Genomic DNA, 13,505 nt, shown 5'->3' with positions numbered 1-13,505 from the left:
ATCGCTCCCACATTCGGCTTCAGGCGAAGCGCAAGCGCCTAGAACTTCAGATCCGCACGCACATATAGATAACGGCCGCCCGGGATGTCGTAGGTCGACGCGTCGTAGCCGTTGAGCGAGCACGACAGGCAGATCGGCGGATCCTTGTCGAAGACGTTGTTGACGCCGCCGCTGACGGTCAGGCCTTTCATCCAGTCGAAGCGGTAGCCCAGTTGCACGTCGTGGTAGGTGATCGCGTCCAGCGTGTTGGTGCCGGCGGTCTGGTTGCTGCACACCGGGAACGCCACCGCGTCGCCGCACTGCTCGGTCAGTTCGGAAATGTGCCGCACCGTCCACGAGGCGTTCCAGCGGTTCAACGACCAGTCCAGGGTCAAATTGCTGGTCCACTCCGGGATCGAGCTGTCCACCACTTCCACGCCCGGTTCCTGCGGCTGCACCTGGCCGGCGGCGCCGGTGGCGACGTAGCGGGTGACGAAGGTGTTCTGCCAGCCGATCTTGAGGCGCCCGGCCGCGGTCTGCGGCGAGGTCCAGAACAGATCCACGTCCCAGCCGTCGGTCTTGATCGAGCCGAGGTTGGTAAGCCGGTTGTTGAAGCCGTTGATGCCGCCGGTGGAGGCGCGGGTGATGCCGTCGCAATAGGTCGCGTCCAGCGTGTCCACGCACAGGTCGAGCTGGGTCTGCGCGTTGATCGCCTGGATCGCGCCGTCGATGTCGTGGCGGTAGAAGGTCACCTCGACGTCGAAGCGGTCCGACCACGGTACGTTGCTGGCGAACCACGGGCTCCACACGAAGCCGGCACTGAAGCTGCGCGCCTTCTCCGGTTCCAGCGCGCGGTTGCCGCCGGTGGTCACCGAGATCTGCGAGTTGGCCTGCTGGTAGCCGGCCGGCACGCCGAGCGCGGCGCAGTTCGCTGCGCTGCCGCGCGGCGCGGTGCCGCCCAGGCCGATCGAGCATGGATCGGACAGGGTCAGGTCGGCGCGCGCGGCCGAGCCGTACAGTTCGCCGATGGTCGGCGCGCGGAAGCCTTCGGCATAGCTGGTGCGCAACACGAAGTCCGGCGACACCTGCCAGCGCAGGCCGTACTTCGGGGTGAACTCGCCGCCGAAGGTGGAGTAATCCGAATACCGCCCGGCCAGGCTCAGGTCCAGTTTGTCGCCCAGCGGCGAGTCGGCGAAGATCGGCACGCTCAGTTCGAGGTAGGCCTCCTTGACGTTATAGCTGCCCTCGGTCGGCAACGACGGCACGCCGTTGTAGTGGCCGATCACGGTCAGCGGATCGGGCTGGTACCAGCCTTCGTACTTGCGGTATTCCACGCCGGTGGCGAAGGACACCGCGCCGGCCGGCAGGGTGAACAGGTCGCTGCTGAGGTTGGCGGTGAACTGGGTCAGCTCGTTCTGGCTGCGGTCGCGCACCACCGGCTGGATCCAGCGCAGCATCTCCGGGGTGATGCTGCCGGCGCCGCCGAAGATGTCCAGCGGCACGCAGCCGGCCACCGCCGCACAGGCCGCCGGGTCGCCCAGCGCCAGGTTGATGTTGTAGATGTTGTAGCTGCCGTAGTTGGTCTGCTCGGCCTTGTTCTTGCTGTAGGCGCCGTTGACGTCCCAGAACCAGGTGCGGTCGGCGCTCTCGAAACTGCCGATGAAGCCGGTGCCGACGTACTGGGTGTCCACGCGCTGCTCGAACACGCGCGCGCCGCCTTCCACCGGCCGCCGCCCGATCATGATCAGGTTGCTGGACGAATCCAGGTCGAAGCCGAACGGGTTGTACGGATTGGCCGCGGAAATGACGATGTTGTCGGCCAGCGGATTGCCGGTGCCGGCATCGGGGCCGAGGAAGATCGGCTCCGGCCCGGCCTGGTTGGTCGACTCGCGGCGGTTGCCGAGTACTTTCAGGTACCACTGCACGTCGTCGTTGAAGAAGTAGCGGAACTGGCCGAACACGCCCTTGCGCTCGGACGGGGTCAGCAACAGGTTGGAAGCGGCGAAGTTATAGCGGTCGCTGGTGCCGAAGCAGTGGTAGCCGTCGCTGCGCGTGCAGCCGGCGCTGCCGTCGTAGGTCGGGGCGCCGGCGCCGCTGTTCGGGGTCAGGTCCTGCTCGGCGCCGGTGATCGGATCGACGAAGATGAAACGGCCGTCCGGGGTGGCCGAGCTGCCGAAGCTGAGCCCGGTGCCGGGCACCGGATACAGCGACTGCTTGCGGTCGCGCGCGTAGATCGGATCCTGTTTGGTGTAGCTGGCGCCGAGGAACAGGCTGGTGCGTTCGGTGCTGTGGCCCCAGGCCAGGTCCACGCCCTTGCTGGCGCCGTCGCCCTTGTCGAACTGGCCGTAGTTCAGCGTGACCTGGCCGCCGTCGAACTTGCGCCGGGTGATGATGTTGACCACGCCGGCGATCGCGTCGGAGCCGTACAGCGACGAGGCGCCATCTTCCAGCACCTCGATGCGCTCGACGATGGCCAGCGGAATGGTGTTGAGGTCGGTGGCCGCGCCCACGCCGGACGCCGAGGACTCGTTGACCCAGCGCATGCCGTCGACCAGCACCAGCACGCGCTTGGCGCCCAGATGGCGCAGGTCCACCTGCGCCGAGCCGGCGCCGACGCCGCTGCCGTCGGGCGGGAAACCGAAGTTGCCGGAGGAGTTGAACTTGGTGTTCAACGCCGAGCCGGAGGCGGTCAGTTCCTGCAGCACGTCGCCGATCGAGGTCAGGCCGGTGCGTTCGATGTCGGCGCGGCTCAACGTCTGCACCGGCACCTGGCCCTCCAACTCGGCCTTGCGGATGCGCGTGCCGGTGACCTGGACGCTGTCCAGGGTGGTGGCGGATTCGGGGGCAGCGGGCGCGGCCTGCTGGGCGATCGCCAGCGCGGGCGAACCGGCCAGCAAGGACAAGGAAACCGCGAAAACCAAAGGATGGCGGTGCAGGCAATTCATCCGTCTCTCTCTCCAGAAAGGATGTGGGTCGGCCGCTGCGACCCCCTGCACCGCGACGGCGTGGCCTACCTTGTAAACAAAACGTAAACCCTAAGCAAGCAATCGGACCGCGATTCGGACAGTCGTGGACCGACTGGACGATTTCGTAGACATAGCGACAGTCGATCAGGACTCGCATCACGGCCGGCGCGGGACAGCGCGCGCCAGGCGAACGAGTGCCGGGACATGGTGGAAGCCAACGGCGTGCGGCATGCGGATCGCGCCGGCCGGTTACGCGAGGTGCGGGGAACACCTGCGCGGTGTTGTTGCCGGCGCGGCCGTGGCGCGGACCATGCGTGCGACATGGCCGCACGCATCGCGACAGTGCGCACGGTCGCGACACCGCATCGCGGCCTTCGACGGTTGGGGGCGGACACGGATCGAGGCAGCACCAAGCGTGCGGCAAGCAAAACGCTGGCGGCAGCCCAATGCATCGGCACGCCAAGCACAGATGACGCCTGCTCCAACCAGCGCCCACGCCGCGCCAGACAGTGCTGCGCAGCCTGCGGCGGGCCACAGCGCAACCTCTGCATCTCCCTATCCGCTGCGCCCGCATCGCCGTCGCCGCAGCACCCTTGCCGCGCCGATTCATCGGCGTTCGGTATAGTCCCGCGCATGAAATTGCGCACGTCTCTCCTGCTGCTCGCCGCCGCGTTGTGCGGCCCCGCCCCTGCCCTCGCCCAGACCCTGGACGCCCAGCGTCCTGCGCTGCGCGCGGCGATCGACGCCGCCGAGCGCGGCCAGTTCGATCCCGCGCAAGCGGCCGCGTTCAAGCAGCACCCGCTGTACGGCTGGCTCGAATACGCCAACCTGCGCCGCACCATCGACCGCGTCTCCGATGCGCAGGCGCAGGATTTCCTCAAACGCTATGCCGGGCAGCCGGTGGCCGAGAGCTTCCGCACGCTGTGGCTGCCGGCGCTGGCGCGGCGCCAGGATTGGCCGGCGCTGCTGGCCAACTGGAAGCCCACCGACAACACCGGCCTGCGCTGCGCCCAGCTCAACGCGCGCCAGGCCACCGGCCGCGCCGATGCGCAATGGATCGACGAGGCGCAGGCGCTGTGGCGCAGCAGCGGCAAGTCGCTGCCCGATGCCTGCGACGCGGTGTTCGCGGTGCTGCAGGCGCGCGGCGGCATGACCGATGCGTTGCGCTGGACGCGCGTGGAAGCGGCGGCCGATGCGCAGCAGCCGGCGGTGATGCGCAGCGCCGCGCGCGGCCTGCCGGCCGCCGAGCTGGCCCTGGCCAACGACTACGCGGCGTTTCTGGACGCAGTGCATACGCGCGCACTGACCTGGCCGAAGACCGAACGCAGCCGCAAGGTGGCGGTGGACGGGCTGGAGAAACTGGCCAAGACCGATCCGGACGCGGCCGAGCGGCAGTTGCCGCAATTCGCCCAGGCGCTGCAGCTGAGCGAAGCGCAGCGCGGCGAGGTGCTGTACCAGATCGCGTTGTGGACGGTGGCCTCGTACGGCCCGGATTCGGCGCGCCGGCTCAACGCGGTACCCGAGTCCGCCTACGACGAACGCCTGCACGAGTGGCGCACGCGCGAGGCGATGGCGCGCGGCGACTGGCCGGCGGCGCTGGCGGCGATCCGCAAGATGGCGCCGGCGCAGCGCAACGATTCGCGCTGGCAGTATTTCGAGGCGCGGCTGGCGGAGAAGACCGGCAATGCCGGCGAGGCGCAGCGGCTGTACCGCGAGGCCGCCAAGTCCGCCACCTTCCACGGCTTCATGGCGGCCGACCGGCTCAAGCAGCCCTACGCGCTGTGCCCGTGGGAACCCAACGACAGCGCGCAGGCGCAGGCCGCGGTGGCCCGCGATCCGGCGCTGGTGCGCGCGCTGGAACTGTTCAAGATCGACCGCGCGGCATGGGCCGTGGCCGAATGGAACGACGCGCTGACCCGCTTCGACGACACCCAGCGGCGCATCGCGGTGGAAGTGGCGCGCGACAACGGCTGGTTCGACCGCGCGGTGTTCGCGCTGGGCAAGCTGCCCGACGAGCAGCGCCTGTATTCGCTGCGCTTCCCGCTGCACCACGACGCCAGCATCCGCCGCGAAGCAGGCAGGAACGCGATCGACCCGGCCTGGGTCGCCGCCGAGATCCGCGCCGAGAGCATCTTCAATCCGAACGCGCGTTCGCCGGCCAATGCGATGGGCCTGATGCAGGTGCTGCCGGCCACCGGCGCCAGCGTGGCCAGGAACCTCGGCCTGGCCGGTTACGGCGGCGCGGCCAGCCTGTACGACCCGGACACCAACATCGCCATCGGCACCGCCTACCTGCGCCAGCTGTTGAACACCTACGGCCTGCCCTACCTGACCATCGCCGCCTACAACGCCGGCCCCGGCCCGGCCGCGCGCTGGCAGACCCAGCGCCCCGGTCACGATGCCGACTTCTGGATCGAGACCATCAGCTACAAGGAAACCCGCGAGTACGTCGCGCGCATCCTCGCCTTCAGCGTGATCTACGATTGGCGCCTCAACGGCGACGCGCTACCGGTCAGCGACCGCATGCTCGGCAAGCTGGACGCGCCGCGCAAGAAGTTCGTGTGTGGGGCCGCGGCTGCCGCCGCGGCTGGGAATCGGGAATAGAGAATGGGGAATCGCAACGGCGCACCGCGCGAGATCGTGCCGGGCCTAGCATCCACACGCCCCGGTGGCATCCGGCCAAGCGAACCTGCTTTTACCATTCCCGATTCCCGATTCCCCATTCCCGGCCCCCAATGAACATCTATCTCGTCGGCGGCGCCGTCCGCGACAGCCTGCTCGGGCAGCCGCCCGGCGACCGCGACTGGGTCGTGGTCGGCGCCACGCCGCAGCAGATGCTGGACCAGGGTTACAAACAGGTCGGCCGCGATTTCCCGGTGTTCCTGCATCCGCACAGCGGCGAGGAATACGCGCTGGCGCGTACCGAGCGCAAGTCCGGACGCGGCTACCACGGCTTCGTGGTCGACGCCGACCCGTCGGTGACGCTGGAAGAAGACCTGCAGCGGCGCGACTTCACCATCAACGCGATCGCCCGCGACGAGGACAGCGGCGCGCTGGTGGATCCGTACGGCGGCGTGCGCGACATCGAACAGCGCGTGCTGCGCCACATCGGCCCGGCCTTCGGCGAAGACCCGTTGCGCGTGCTGCGCGCGGCGCGCTTCATGGCACGGCTGGCGCCGCTCGGCTTCAGCGTGGCGCCGGAAACGCTGGCGCTGATGCGCGAGATGGCGGCCAGCGGCGAACTGGACACGCTGGTGCCCGAGCGCGTGTGGCAGGAATTGCGCCGCAGCCTGGCCTCGGCGCAGCCGTCGGCATTCCTGCGCACGCTGCACGACGCCGACGCGCTGCGCAGCGTGCTGCCGGAACTGGACGCGCTGTACGGCGTGCCGCAGCGCGCCGAATACCATCCCGAGATCGATACCGGCCACCACCAGGAACTGGTCAGCGACATGGCCGCGCGGCTGGCGCCGGGCGATGCGCTGATCGGCTTCGCCGCGCTGACCCACGACCTGGGCAAGGCGCTGACGCCGGAAGCGGAATGGCCGAAGCACGTGATGCACGAGCAGCGCGGCGTGGGCCCGCTGCGTGCGCTGTGCGAACGCCTGAAACTGCCGCAGGAACATCGCCAGCTGGCCGAGATCGCCTGCCGCGAGCATTTGAACGTGCATCGCCTGGCCGAACTGCGCGACCGCACCGTGCACGAACTGCTGCAGCGCTGCGACGGCTTCCGCAAGCCCGAACGCATCGCGCAGCTGGCACTGGTGTGCGAAGCCGACAAGCGCGGCCGCCTCGGCAGCGAGGACGCAGATTACCCGCAGGGCCGCGAACTGCAACGCCTGCACGCCGCGGCGCTGGCGGTCAACGCCCGCGACCTGGCCGCGCAAGGCCTGAGCGGCCCGCAGATCGGCGAGGCGCTGGCGAAGGCGCGGATCAAGGCGATCGCGGCGGCGCGCGGCACGCCTGCGGACTGACGCGGCCGGGCCTCACGCCACACATATCTCGCAGCTTGGCCCAGGCGCTCGTTCCATGATTCTGAAAATCCTGTAGGAGCGGCTTCAGCCGCGACAGGTCGTCGGCGATCTCGATCGGCAACAGGTCGCTCGGGATATCTGTCGCGGCTGAAGCCGCTCCTACAACAAACCGCCGTCGCAGATGTCTTGGTCGAATTCGCCAGCCGCACGCACCACGGCCATCAATACCGCGCCAGCACTGCACGCACCATTTGCAGATAGCCACCACCGAACAGGTTGAGGTGATTGAGCAGGTGGTAGAGGTTGTACAGCGGCGCGCGTTCGCGCCAGTCGTTCGCCAATGGCGCGTGCTCGGCGTAGTTGCGCAGCAGTTGCGGATCGGGTTCACCGAACAGCGTCAGCATCGCCAATTCGGCCTCGGCCCAGCCGTAGTGCGCCGCGCCGGCGTCGATCAGCGCCGGCAGGCCGTCGCCGGCGCAGTGCAGGTTGCCCTGCCATAGATCGCCGTGCAGCAGCACCGGTGGCTGCGCCGGGATCAGCTGCGGCAGGCGCGCATACAGCCGTTCTAGGCGCGCCATGTCGGCGGAGACCAGGACTGCGTTGCGCAGCGCGCACTCCGCCTGCGGGCGCAGCCGCCGTTCGACGAAGAACCGATGCCCATCGCTGTCGGTTCGGTTGTCCTGCGGGCTGTCGCCGATGTAGCCATCGTGGTCGAAACCGAAGTGGCCGCCGCGTACGCGGTGCTGACTTGCCAGGCCCTCGCCGGCGAGCCGGGCGAAGTGCGGATGCGGTGCTGTCGTGCCCAGGTCTTCGAGCAGCAGCCAGTCCTCGCCTTGCGCATACACCTGCGGCATGCGCAGGCCACCCGCAGCGCGCAGTGCGTCCAGGCCGCGCACTTCGGCAGCGAAGAAATCGGCCGGCATCGCGCGGCGGCGTTTGCAGATCGCGTCGCGGCCGTCGCGCAACGTCAGCCGGTGCAGGCCGTCGTGCGGCGGCAAGGCGAACAGGTCGGAACCGGCGGTAGGCATCGGCTCAGGCTAGAGGGCTTTTCGCTTGGGTGCGATCGGCATTCACGGTGCAGCGCGTCGCGACTGAAGTCGCTCCCACAACTGGATCGAAATCGTCGGCACGCCGGCGACGAACGCCACGCGCTTGCGCGAGGGCGGACGCGCGCGGCGCACGATCGGCAACGCCGCCGATTATTCCACCGCCCCCGCGATCCAGGTCTGCCGCACCTGCAGCGCTTCGTCGAGCAGCACCAGGTCGGCCTGGTAGCCGGGCGCGATGCGGCCGTAGCGGTCGTCCAGGCCCAGGCATTGCGCCGGATACAGCGAAGCCATGCGCGCGGCTTCGTCCAGGCTCACGCCCAGCCACTGCACGCTGTTGCGGACCGCGCTGGCCATGTCCAGCGCCGAACCGGCAAGCGCGCCGGCGGCGTTGCGCACAACGCCGTCCACCTCGGTGATGGTTTCGCCGTACAGGTCGAAGCTGGGGCTGTCGGCGCCGACCATTGGCATCGCGTCGGTGACCAGGAACAGCGTGCCGCGCGGCTTGGCCGCCAGCGCCACGCGCAGGCTGGCCGGATGCACGTGCACGCCGTCGACGATCAGCCCACACCAGGCGTGACGGTCTTCCAGCGCCGCGCCGACCGCGCCGGGATCGCGTCCCTGCAGCGGCGACATCGCGTTGTACAGATGGGTGAAGCCGCACACCCCCGCCTCCAGGCCGGCACGGATCTCGTCGTAGCTGCCGGCGGTGTGGCCGGCGAACACGCGCGCGCCGGCAGCGGCCAGCGCGCGGATGCTGTCGACCGGCAGCCGTTCCGGCGCCAGCGTGATCAGGGTGACGCCGTTGTCCAGCGAGGTTGCCAGCGCCAGTTCGGCGGCGTCGGGCACGCGGAACTTGTCCACGTTGTGGGTGCCCTTGCGCGCCGGCGCCAGGTACGGCCCTTCCAGGTGGATGCCGAGCACGCCCGGCACGCCCTCGGCGATGGCCTGGCGGGTCGCGGCGATCGCCGCGCGCATTACTTCGACATCGTCGCTGATCAGCGTCGGCAGGTAGCCGGTGGTGCCGTAGCGGCGATGCGCCTGGCCGATGCGGCGCAGCGCCTCGACGTCGGTGCTGTTGTTGAAAAGCACGCCGCCGCCGCCGTTGACCTGCACATCGATGAAACCCGGCAGCAGCGTGCCGCCGCCCAGGTCCAGCTGCGTCGTCGCCGCAGCCACGCGCGCGTCGCCGTCGTCGAGCAGCGCGGCGATGCGCCCGTCCTGCAGCAGCACGCTCACGCCATCGAGGAATCCGTCCGCACCGAGCACACGCGCATTGCGCAGCGCCGTCGTCGTCATTACACCGTCTCCGTCACTTTGTTCAGATGCGGCGGCAGGTCCGGGTTGTAGCCGCGGCGCAGCGCCAGCGCGTTGATCGCGCGGTAGAAACTCTGGATGGTCAGCAGCGGCGCACACACCGGATGCGGCGCGGCGACCAGCGGCAGATCGCCGTCGGCGCTGGCCAGCCACACCTGCGCACCGCGGCCGCGGAATTCCTCGGCCAGGCTGCTGGTGCCGGCGCCGGTTTCGTCCGGCTGGGCGAAGGCCAGCACCGGGAAGCCGGGGCCGACCAGCGCCATCGGCCCGTGCTTCACTTCCGCCGAGCTGTAGGCCTCGGCATGCAAGCCGCAGGTTTCCTTGAACTTCAACGCCGCTTCCTGCGCCGCGGCCAGGCCCAGGCCGCGGCCCAGCACGAACAGGTTGTGCGCATCGACCAGGCCGTCGGTGAGCGGGCGCCAATCGGCCTGCCACGCGGCGCGCAGCGCCTGCGGCAGCGCGTCGAGCGCGGCAAGCAGCGTCGCATCGTTCTTCCAGTGCGCGCCGAGCTGCAGGATCGCCGCCAGCGAGGCCAGGTAGCTCTTGGTCGCGGCCACGCTCTTCTCGGGGCCGGCGCCGAGTGCGATCACCGTGTCGGCCAGCTGCGCCAGCGGCGAATCCTCGACGTTGACCAGCGCCACCACGCGCGCGCCGGCGGCCTTGGCGGCCTCGGCGTTGCGCAGCAGGTCCGGACTTTTGCCGGACTGCGAGATCACCACGTACAGCGCGCCGCGCAACTGCAGCGGCGAGGCGTACACCGAGCCCACCGACGGCGAGGCCGAGGCGGTGACCACGCCGAGCTGGGTCTCGAACAGGTACTTGGCGTAGGTCGCGGCATGGTCGGAACTGCCGCGCGCGCAGGTGACCACGAACGGCGGCGGATCGGCGCGCAGCGAAGCGGCCAGCGCGCTGACCACGGCATGGTTGCGCGCGAACTGCGCGGCGACGACATCGGCGGTTTCCGCGGCTTCGCGGAACATCAGGGTTTCGGTTTCGGTGGGCAGTGCCATGGGCAGGGTCATGTGGGATCGGGGGAAGGAGAGCGGCGGGAATGCGGCTGCATCGGCGCGGTGGAGCCGCGCACCACCAGCTGCGGCACGAAGCCTTGGTTGTGCATCGGCGCCGGATGGTCTTCGTAGGCGTCGCTGCGCAGCTGGCTGATCAGCAGCCGGGCGGCGTGGCGCGCGATGTCTTCGGTAGCCTGCTTGGCGGTGGTCAGCGCCGGCCACGACTGGCGCGAGAACGGGCTGTCCTCGAAGCCGGCGATGGACAGGTCGTAAGGCACGTTCATGCCCGCCGACTTGGCCGCGGCCAGCACGCCAGCGGCGATCTCGTCGTTGGAACCGAAGATCGCGGTCGGCGGCTCGCGCAGCGCCAGCAACCGACGCGCGCCGCGGAAGCCGTCGTCGAAAGTGTAGTCGCCGGGCACCACCAGGTGCTTGTCCAGGGTGATGCCGTAGTCCTTCAGCGCCGCCTCGTAGCCGGCGTAGCGCTCGCCGCTGGAGCGGTGCGAAGTGCCGCCCCACAGGAAGCCGATGCGTTGGTGGCCGAGCTGGATCAGGTGTTCGGTGACCTCGTAGGCGGCATCGCGGTCGTCGACGTAGACGCAGGGGCCGTCTTTCGGATCTTCGGTGGCGGCGATGATGCGCACGGTCTTGATCCCGCGCGCGGTCAGCGCCGCGACCAGTTCGGCGCGCTCGGACATCGGCGCGGTCAGCACCAGCCCGGCCAGGCGCGAGCGCTGGGTCCATTCGGCCAGTTCCTCGGCCAGCATCGGCGAGGTCGAATCGCAAGGATGGATCTGCAGGCCGAAGCCGGTCTCGCGGCACGCCGCCAGCACGCCGTTCTGCACGCCGATGATGTGGTACGGGTTGGGGTTGTCGTACACCAGCCCGATCACGAACGGGGTGCCGCTGCGCAGGTTGCGCGCCGACGGATCCGGTTCGTAGTCCAGCTCGGCGATGGCGTGCAGCACGCGCGCGCGCGTGGCCTGCATCACCGACGGTTCGTTGTTGATGACCCGCGACACGGTCTTCAACGATACCCGCGCCCGCTCGGCGACATCTTTGATGGTGGGTCTACGCATACTGCGGTCCTGCACGTCGGGAAGTACGCCCATGATGCGCGATCACGCGCGGGCGGAGGCTTGACCGGCGCGGTGGCCGACCAGGGAATAGAACAGGATGTACAGGTAGCACGGCACCATCAGCAGCAGGAACACCAGCTGGAAGTCGAAGTGCTGCTTCAGCACCGCGAACAGCTGCGGGATGATCGCGCCGCCGGCGATGCCCATCACCAGCAAGGCCGAACCGATCTCGGTGTGGCGGCCCAGGCCCTTGATCGCAAGCGGGAAGATCGCCGGCCACATCATCGCGTTGGCGAAGCCGAGCGCGGCGACGAAACCCACCGACACGTAGCCATGGGTGAAGTAGGCACCGGCCGAGAACAGCACGCCCAGCACTGCCGACACGCTCAGGTAGCGCGCCTGCAAGATCAGCGTCGGGATCAGCAGCAGGCCGGCCACGTAGCCGGCCAGCATCGCCGCCAGGGTATAGGAGGTGAACAGCTTGGTCTCGTCCAGCGGCAGGTGGAAACCGTTGCCGTAGGTGCCGATCGCATCGCCGGCCATCACTTCCACGCCCACGTACACGAACAGGCACAGCACGCCCAGCCACAGGTGCGGGAACTGGAAGATGCTGGTCTTCTGCGCGGTGCTGCCGGCGCCGACCGGCGTGGCGTTGACTTCCGACGCCTTCAGTTCCGGCAGCGGCGAGAACAGCACGCCGATCGCCACCACCACCAGCACGCCGGCCATCACCAGGTACGGCAGGTGGATCTTGGCGGCGAACGCGGTGAGCAGCGCTTCCTTGGCCACCGGATCGGCGGCCTGCACCTGCGTGGCCAGGTCGCCGACGCCGTGCAGCACCAGCGTGCCGATCAGGAACGGCGCCAGGATGCCGGCGATCTTGTTGCAGATGCCCATCATCGCGATGCGCCGCGCCGCGCTCTCGATCGGGCCGAGGATACTGATGTACGGGTTGATCGCGGTCTGCAGCAGGGCCAGGCCGCTGCCGATCACGAACAGACCGGTCAGCGCGCCTGCATAGAAACGCTGCGTGGCGAACTGGCCGAACGCCGCCGCGCCCACCGCCATCACCACCAGGCTCAGCGCCAGGCCTTTCTTCATGCCGGTGCGCTTGAGGATCCACGACGACGGCAGCGCCAGGAAGAAGTACGACAGGTAGAACACCATCAGCACCAGGAACGCGTTGACCTCGTTGAGGTCGAACGCCAGCCGCACGAAGGTGATCAGCGGGCCGTTGATCCAGGTGAAGAAGCCGATGATGAAGAACAGCAGCCCGACGATGGCGATCGAGGCGAAGGGACTGGCAGGCCGTGCGGTGGTCATGGGCGGGCGGGCTCCGGAAGCGCGTGGGTCGGTCGATCAGCGTCGCAGTTCGGCGACGAAGTCGTAATAGTCGTTGTGGCAATAGGTGTCGGTCAGCTCGATCGCGCTGCCGTCGCGTGTGTAGCCGACCCGCACCACGTGCAGGATCGCCTCGCCTTCCTTCATGCCCAGGTGCCCGGCCAGCCGCGCCGGCAGGTTGATCGCACGGAAGTACTGCAGCGCGCGCACCACCGGGGTGCCCTGCGCGTCCAGGTAGGCGTACAGCGAATCGCCGATGGCCAGCGGATCGGGCACGGTGCGCTGCGGCAGCACCGCTTTCTCGTAGGCCATGACCCGGCCGTCGGCGCTGCGCAGGCGGGTCAGCGACGCCACCACGGTATCGGGCGACAGGCCCAGGCGCAGGATCTCTTCGCCGTGCGCCGGGCGCACGCGCCGCTCCAGCCAGCGCGTGCCCGGTTCCAGGCCCTTCATGCGCAGGGTCTCGCTGAAGCTGGCCAGACCACTGAGCTGGTGCTGGATGTGCGAGGTGATGAAGGTGCCGGCGCCCTGCCGGCGCGAGACCAGGCCCTGTTCGACCAGCGCGTCCACCGCCTGGCGCAGGGTCACCCGCGACACCTGCAGTTGCTCGCACAGCTGACGCTCGGCAGGCAGAGCCTCGCCGGGCTTCCATTGGCCGCCCTTGATCGCCTCGACCAGCTTGCTGGCCAGCTGCAGGTACAGCGGGGTCGGCGCGCTCGGGTCCACGGCCAGGCCTGCCAGTCTGGGGTCGGCTTCCGGCTTGGGCTTGGTCATCGTGCTCCCTCCGGACCGTATGGAT

The 13,505-nt window shown here is 69.2% G+C and carries 9 protein-coding genes; 2 read left to right on the top strand and 7 right to left on the bottom strand.

Going from position 1 to position 13,505, the window contains the following annotated elements:
• Positions 1-38: 38 nt before the first annotated feature.
• On the bottom strand, positions 39-2,924 hold the full coding sequence (locus HEP74_RS03825) for a TonB-dependent receptor (protein ID WP_185815256.1): 2,886 nt from the start codon (positions 2,922-2,924) through the stop codon (positions 39-41).
• 654 nt (positions 2,925-3,578) lie between these two features.
• On the opposite strand from HEP74_RS03825, the gene HEP74_RS03820 reads away from it, so the two are divergent.
• Both HEP74_RS03820 and HEP74_RS03815 read left to right on the top strand, forming a co-directional pair.
• Entirely contained in the window at positions 3,579-5,549 is a 1,971-nt protein-coding gene (locus tag HEP74_RS03820) for a transglycosylase SLT domain-containing protein (protein ID WP_185815255.1), read from the top strand.
• Between the two features lie 131 nt (positions 5,550-5,680).
• Positions 5,681-6,916, top strand: a complete 1,236-nt coding sequence (locus HEP74_RS03815) for a multifunctional CCA addition/repair protein (RefSeq protein ID WP_185815254.1) — start codon at positions 5,681-5,683, stop codon at positions 6,914-6,916.
• 221 nt (positions 6,917-7,137) lie between these two features.
• Here HEP74_RS03815 and HEP74_RS03810 read toward each other — a convergent pair whose 3' ends face one another.
• The 6 genes from HEP74_RS03810 to HEP74_RS03785 all read right to left on the bottom strand — a co-directional run bounded on the left by HEP74_RS03810 (position 7,138) and on the right by HEP74_RS03785 (position 13,447).
• On the bottom strand, positions 7,138-7,944 hold the full coding sequence (locus HEP74_RS03810) for a fructosamine kinase family protein (RefSeq protein ID WP_185815253.1): 807 nt from the start codon (positions 7,942-7,944) through the stop codon (positions 7,138-7,140).
• 171 nt (positions 7,945-8,115) lie between these two features.
• Positions 8,116-9,261 carry an N-acetylglucosamine-6-phosphate deacetylase gene (nagA, locus tag HEP74_RS03805; protein ID WP_185815252.1) on the bottom strand — a complete coding sequence of 382 codons (1,146 nt, stop codon included), beginning with the start codon at positions 9,259-9,261 and terminating at the stop codon, positions 8,116-8,118.
• Entirely contained in the window at positions 9,261-10,289 is a 1,029-nt protein-coding gene (locus HEP74_RS03800; RefSeq protein ID WP_058360658.1) for an SIS domain-containing protein, read from the bottom strand. Before HEP74_RS03800 ends, nagA begins: the two co-directional genes overlap by 1 nt.
• Positions 10,290-10,297: 8 nt before the next feature.
• Positions 10,298-11,365, bottom strand: coding sequence for a LacI family DNA-binding transcriptional regulator (locus tag HEP74_RS03795; RefSeq protein ID WP_058360639.1), 1,068 nt, complete (start codon positions 11,363-11,365; stop codon positions 10,298-10,300).
• 42 nt (positions 11,366-11,407) lie between these two features.
• Entirely contained in the window at positions 11,408-12,688 is a 1,281-nt protein-coding gene (locus HEP74_RS03790) for a sugar MFS transporter (protein WP_185815251.1), read from the bottom strand.
• 36 nt (positions 12,689-12,724) lie between these two features.
• A complete protein-coding gene (locus HEP74_RS03785) occupies positions 12,725-13,447 on the bottom strand; it encodes a GntR family transcriptional regulator (protein WP_179568040.1) in 723 nt (240 codons plus the stop codon).
• Positions 13,448-13,505: the final 58 nt, after the last annotated feature.

This window comes from Xanthomonas sp. SS (assembly GCF_014236835.1).
Taxonomy (GTDB): domain Bacteria; phylum Pseudomonadota; class Gammaproteobacteria; order Xanthomonadales; family Xanthomonadaceae; genus Xanthomonas_A.
Note: the sequence above shows the minus strand (reverse complement) of the source record. Positions and strands in the feature narration are given on the sequence as shown.

What these genes read in the sequence shown, in the direction of transcription:
- HEP74_RS03825 (WP_185815256.1), bottom strand. Translation starts at nt 2,924, where the DNA reads ATGAATTGCCTGCACCGCCATCCTTTGGTTTTCGCGGTTTCCTTGTCC.
- HEP74_RS03820 (WP_185815255.1), top strand. Translation starts at nt 3,579, where the DNA reads ATGAAATTGCGCACGTCTCTCCTGCTGCTCGCCGCCGCGTTGTGCGGC.
- HEP74_RS03815 (WP_185815254.1), top strand. Translation starts at nt 5,681, where the DNA reads ATGAACATCTATCTCGTCGGCGGCGCCGTCCGCGACAGCCTGCTCGGG.
- HEP74_RS03810 (WP_185815253.1), bottom strand. Translation starts at nt 7,944, where the DNA reads ATGCCTACCGCCGGTTCCGACCTGTTCGCCTTGCCGCCGCACGACGGC.
- nagA (WP_185815252.1), bottom strand. Translation starts at nt 9,261, where the DNA reads ATGACGACGACGGCGCTGCGCAATGCGCGTGTGCTCGGTGCGGACGGA.
- HEP74_RS03800 (WP_058360658.1), bottom strand. Translation starts at nt 10,289, where the DNA reads ATGGCACTGCCCACCGAAACCGAAACCCTGATGTTCCGCGAAGCCGCG.
- HEP74_RS03795 (WP_058360639.1), bottom strand. Translation starts at nt 11,365, where the DNA reads ATGCGTAGACCCACCATCAAAGATGTCGCCGAGCGGGCGCGGGTATCG.
- HEP74_RS03790 (WP_185815251.1), bottom strand. Translation starts at nt 12,688, where the DNA reads ATGACCACCGCACGGCCTGCCAGTCCCTTCGCCTCGATCGCCATCGTC.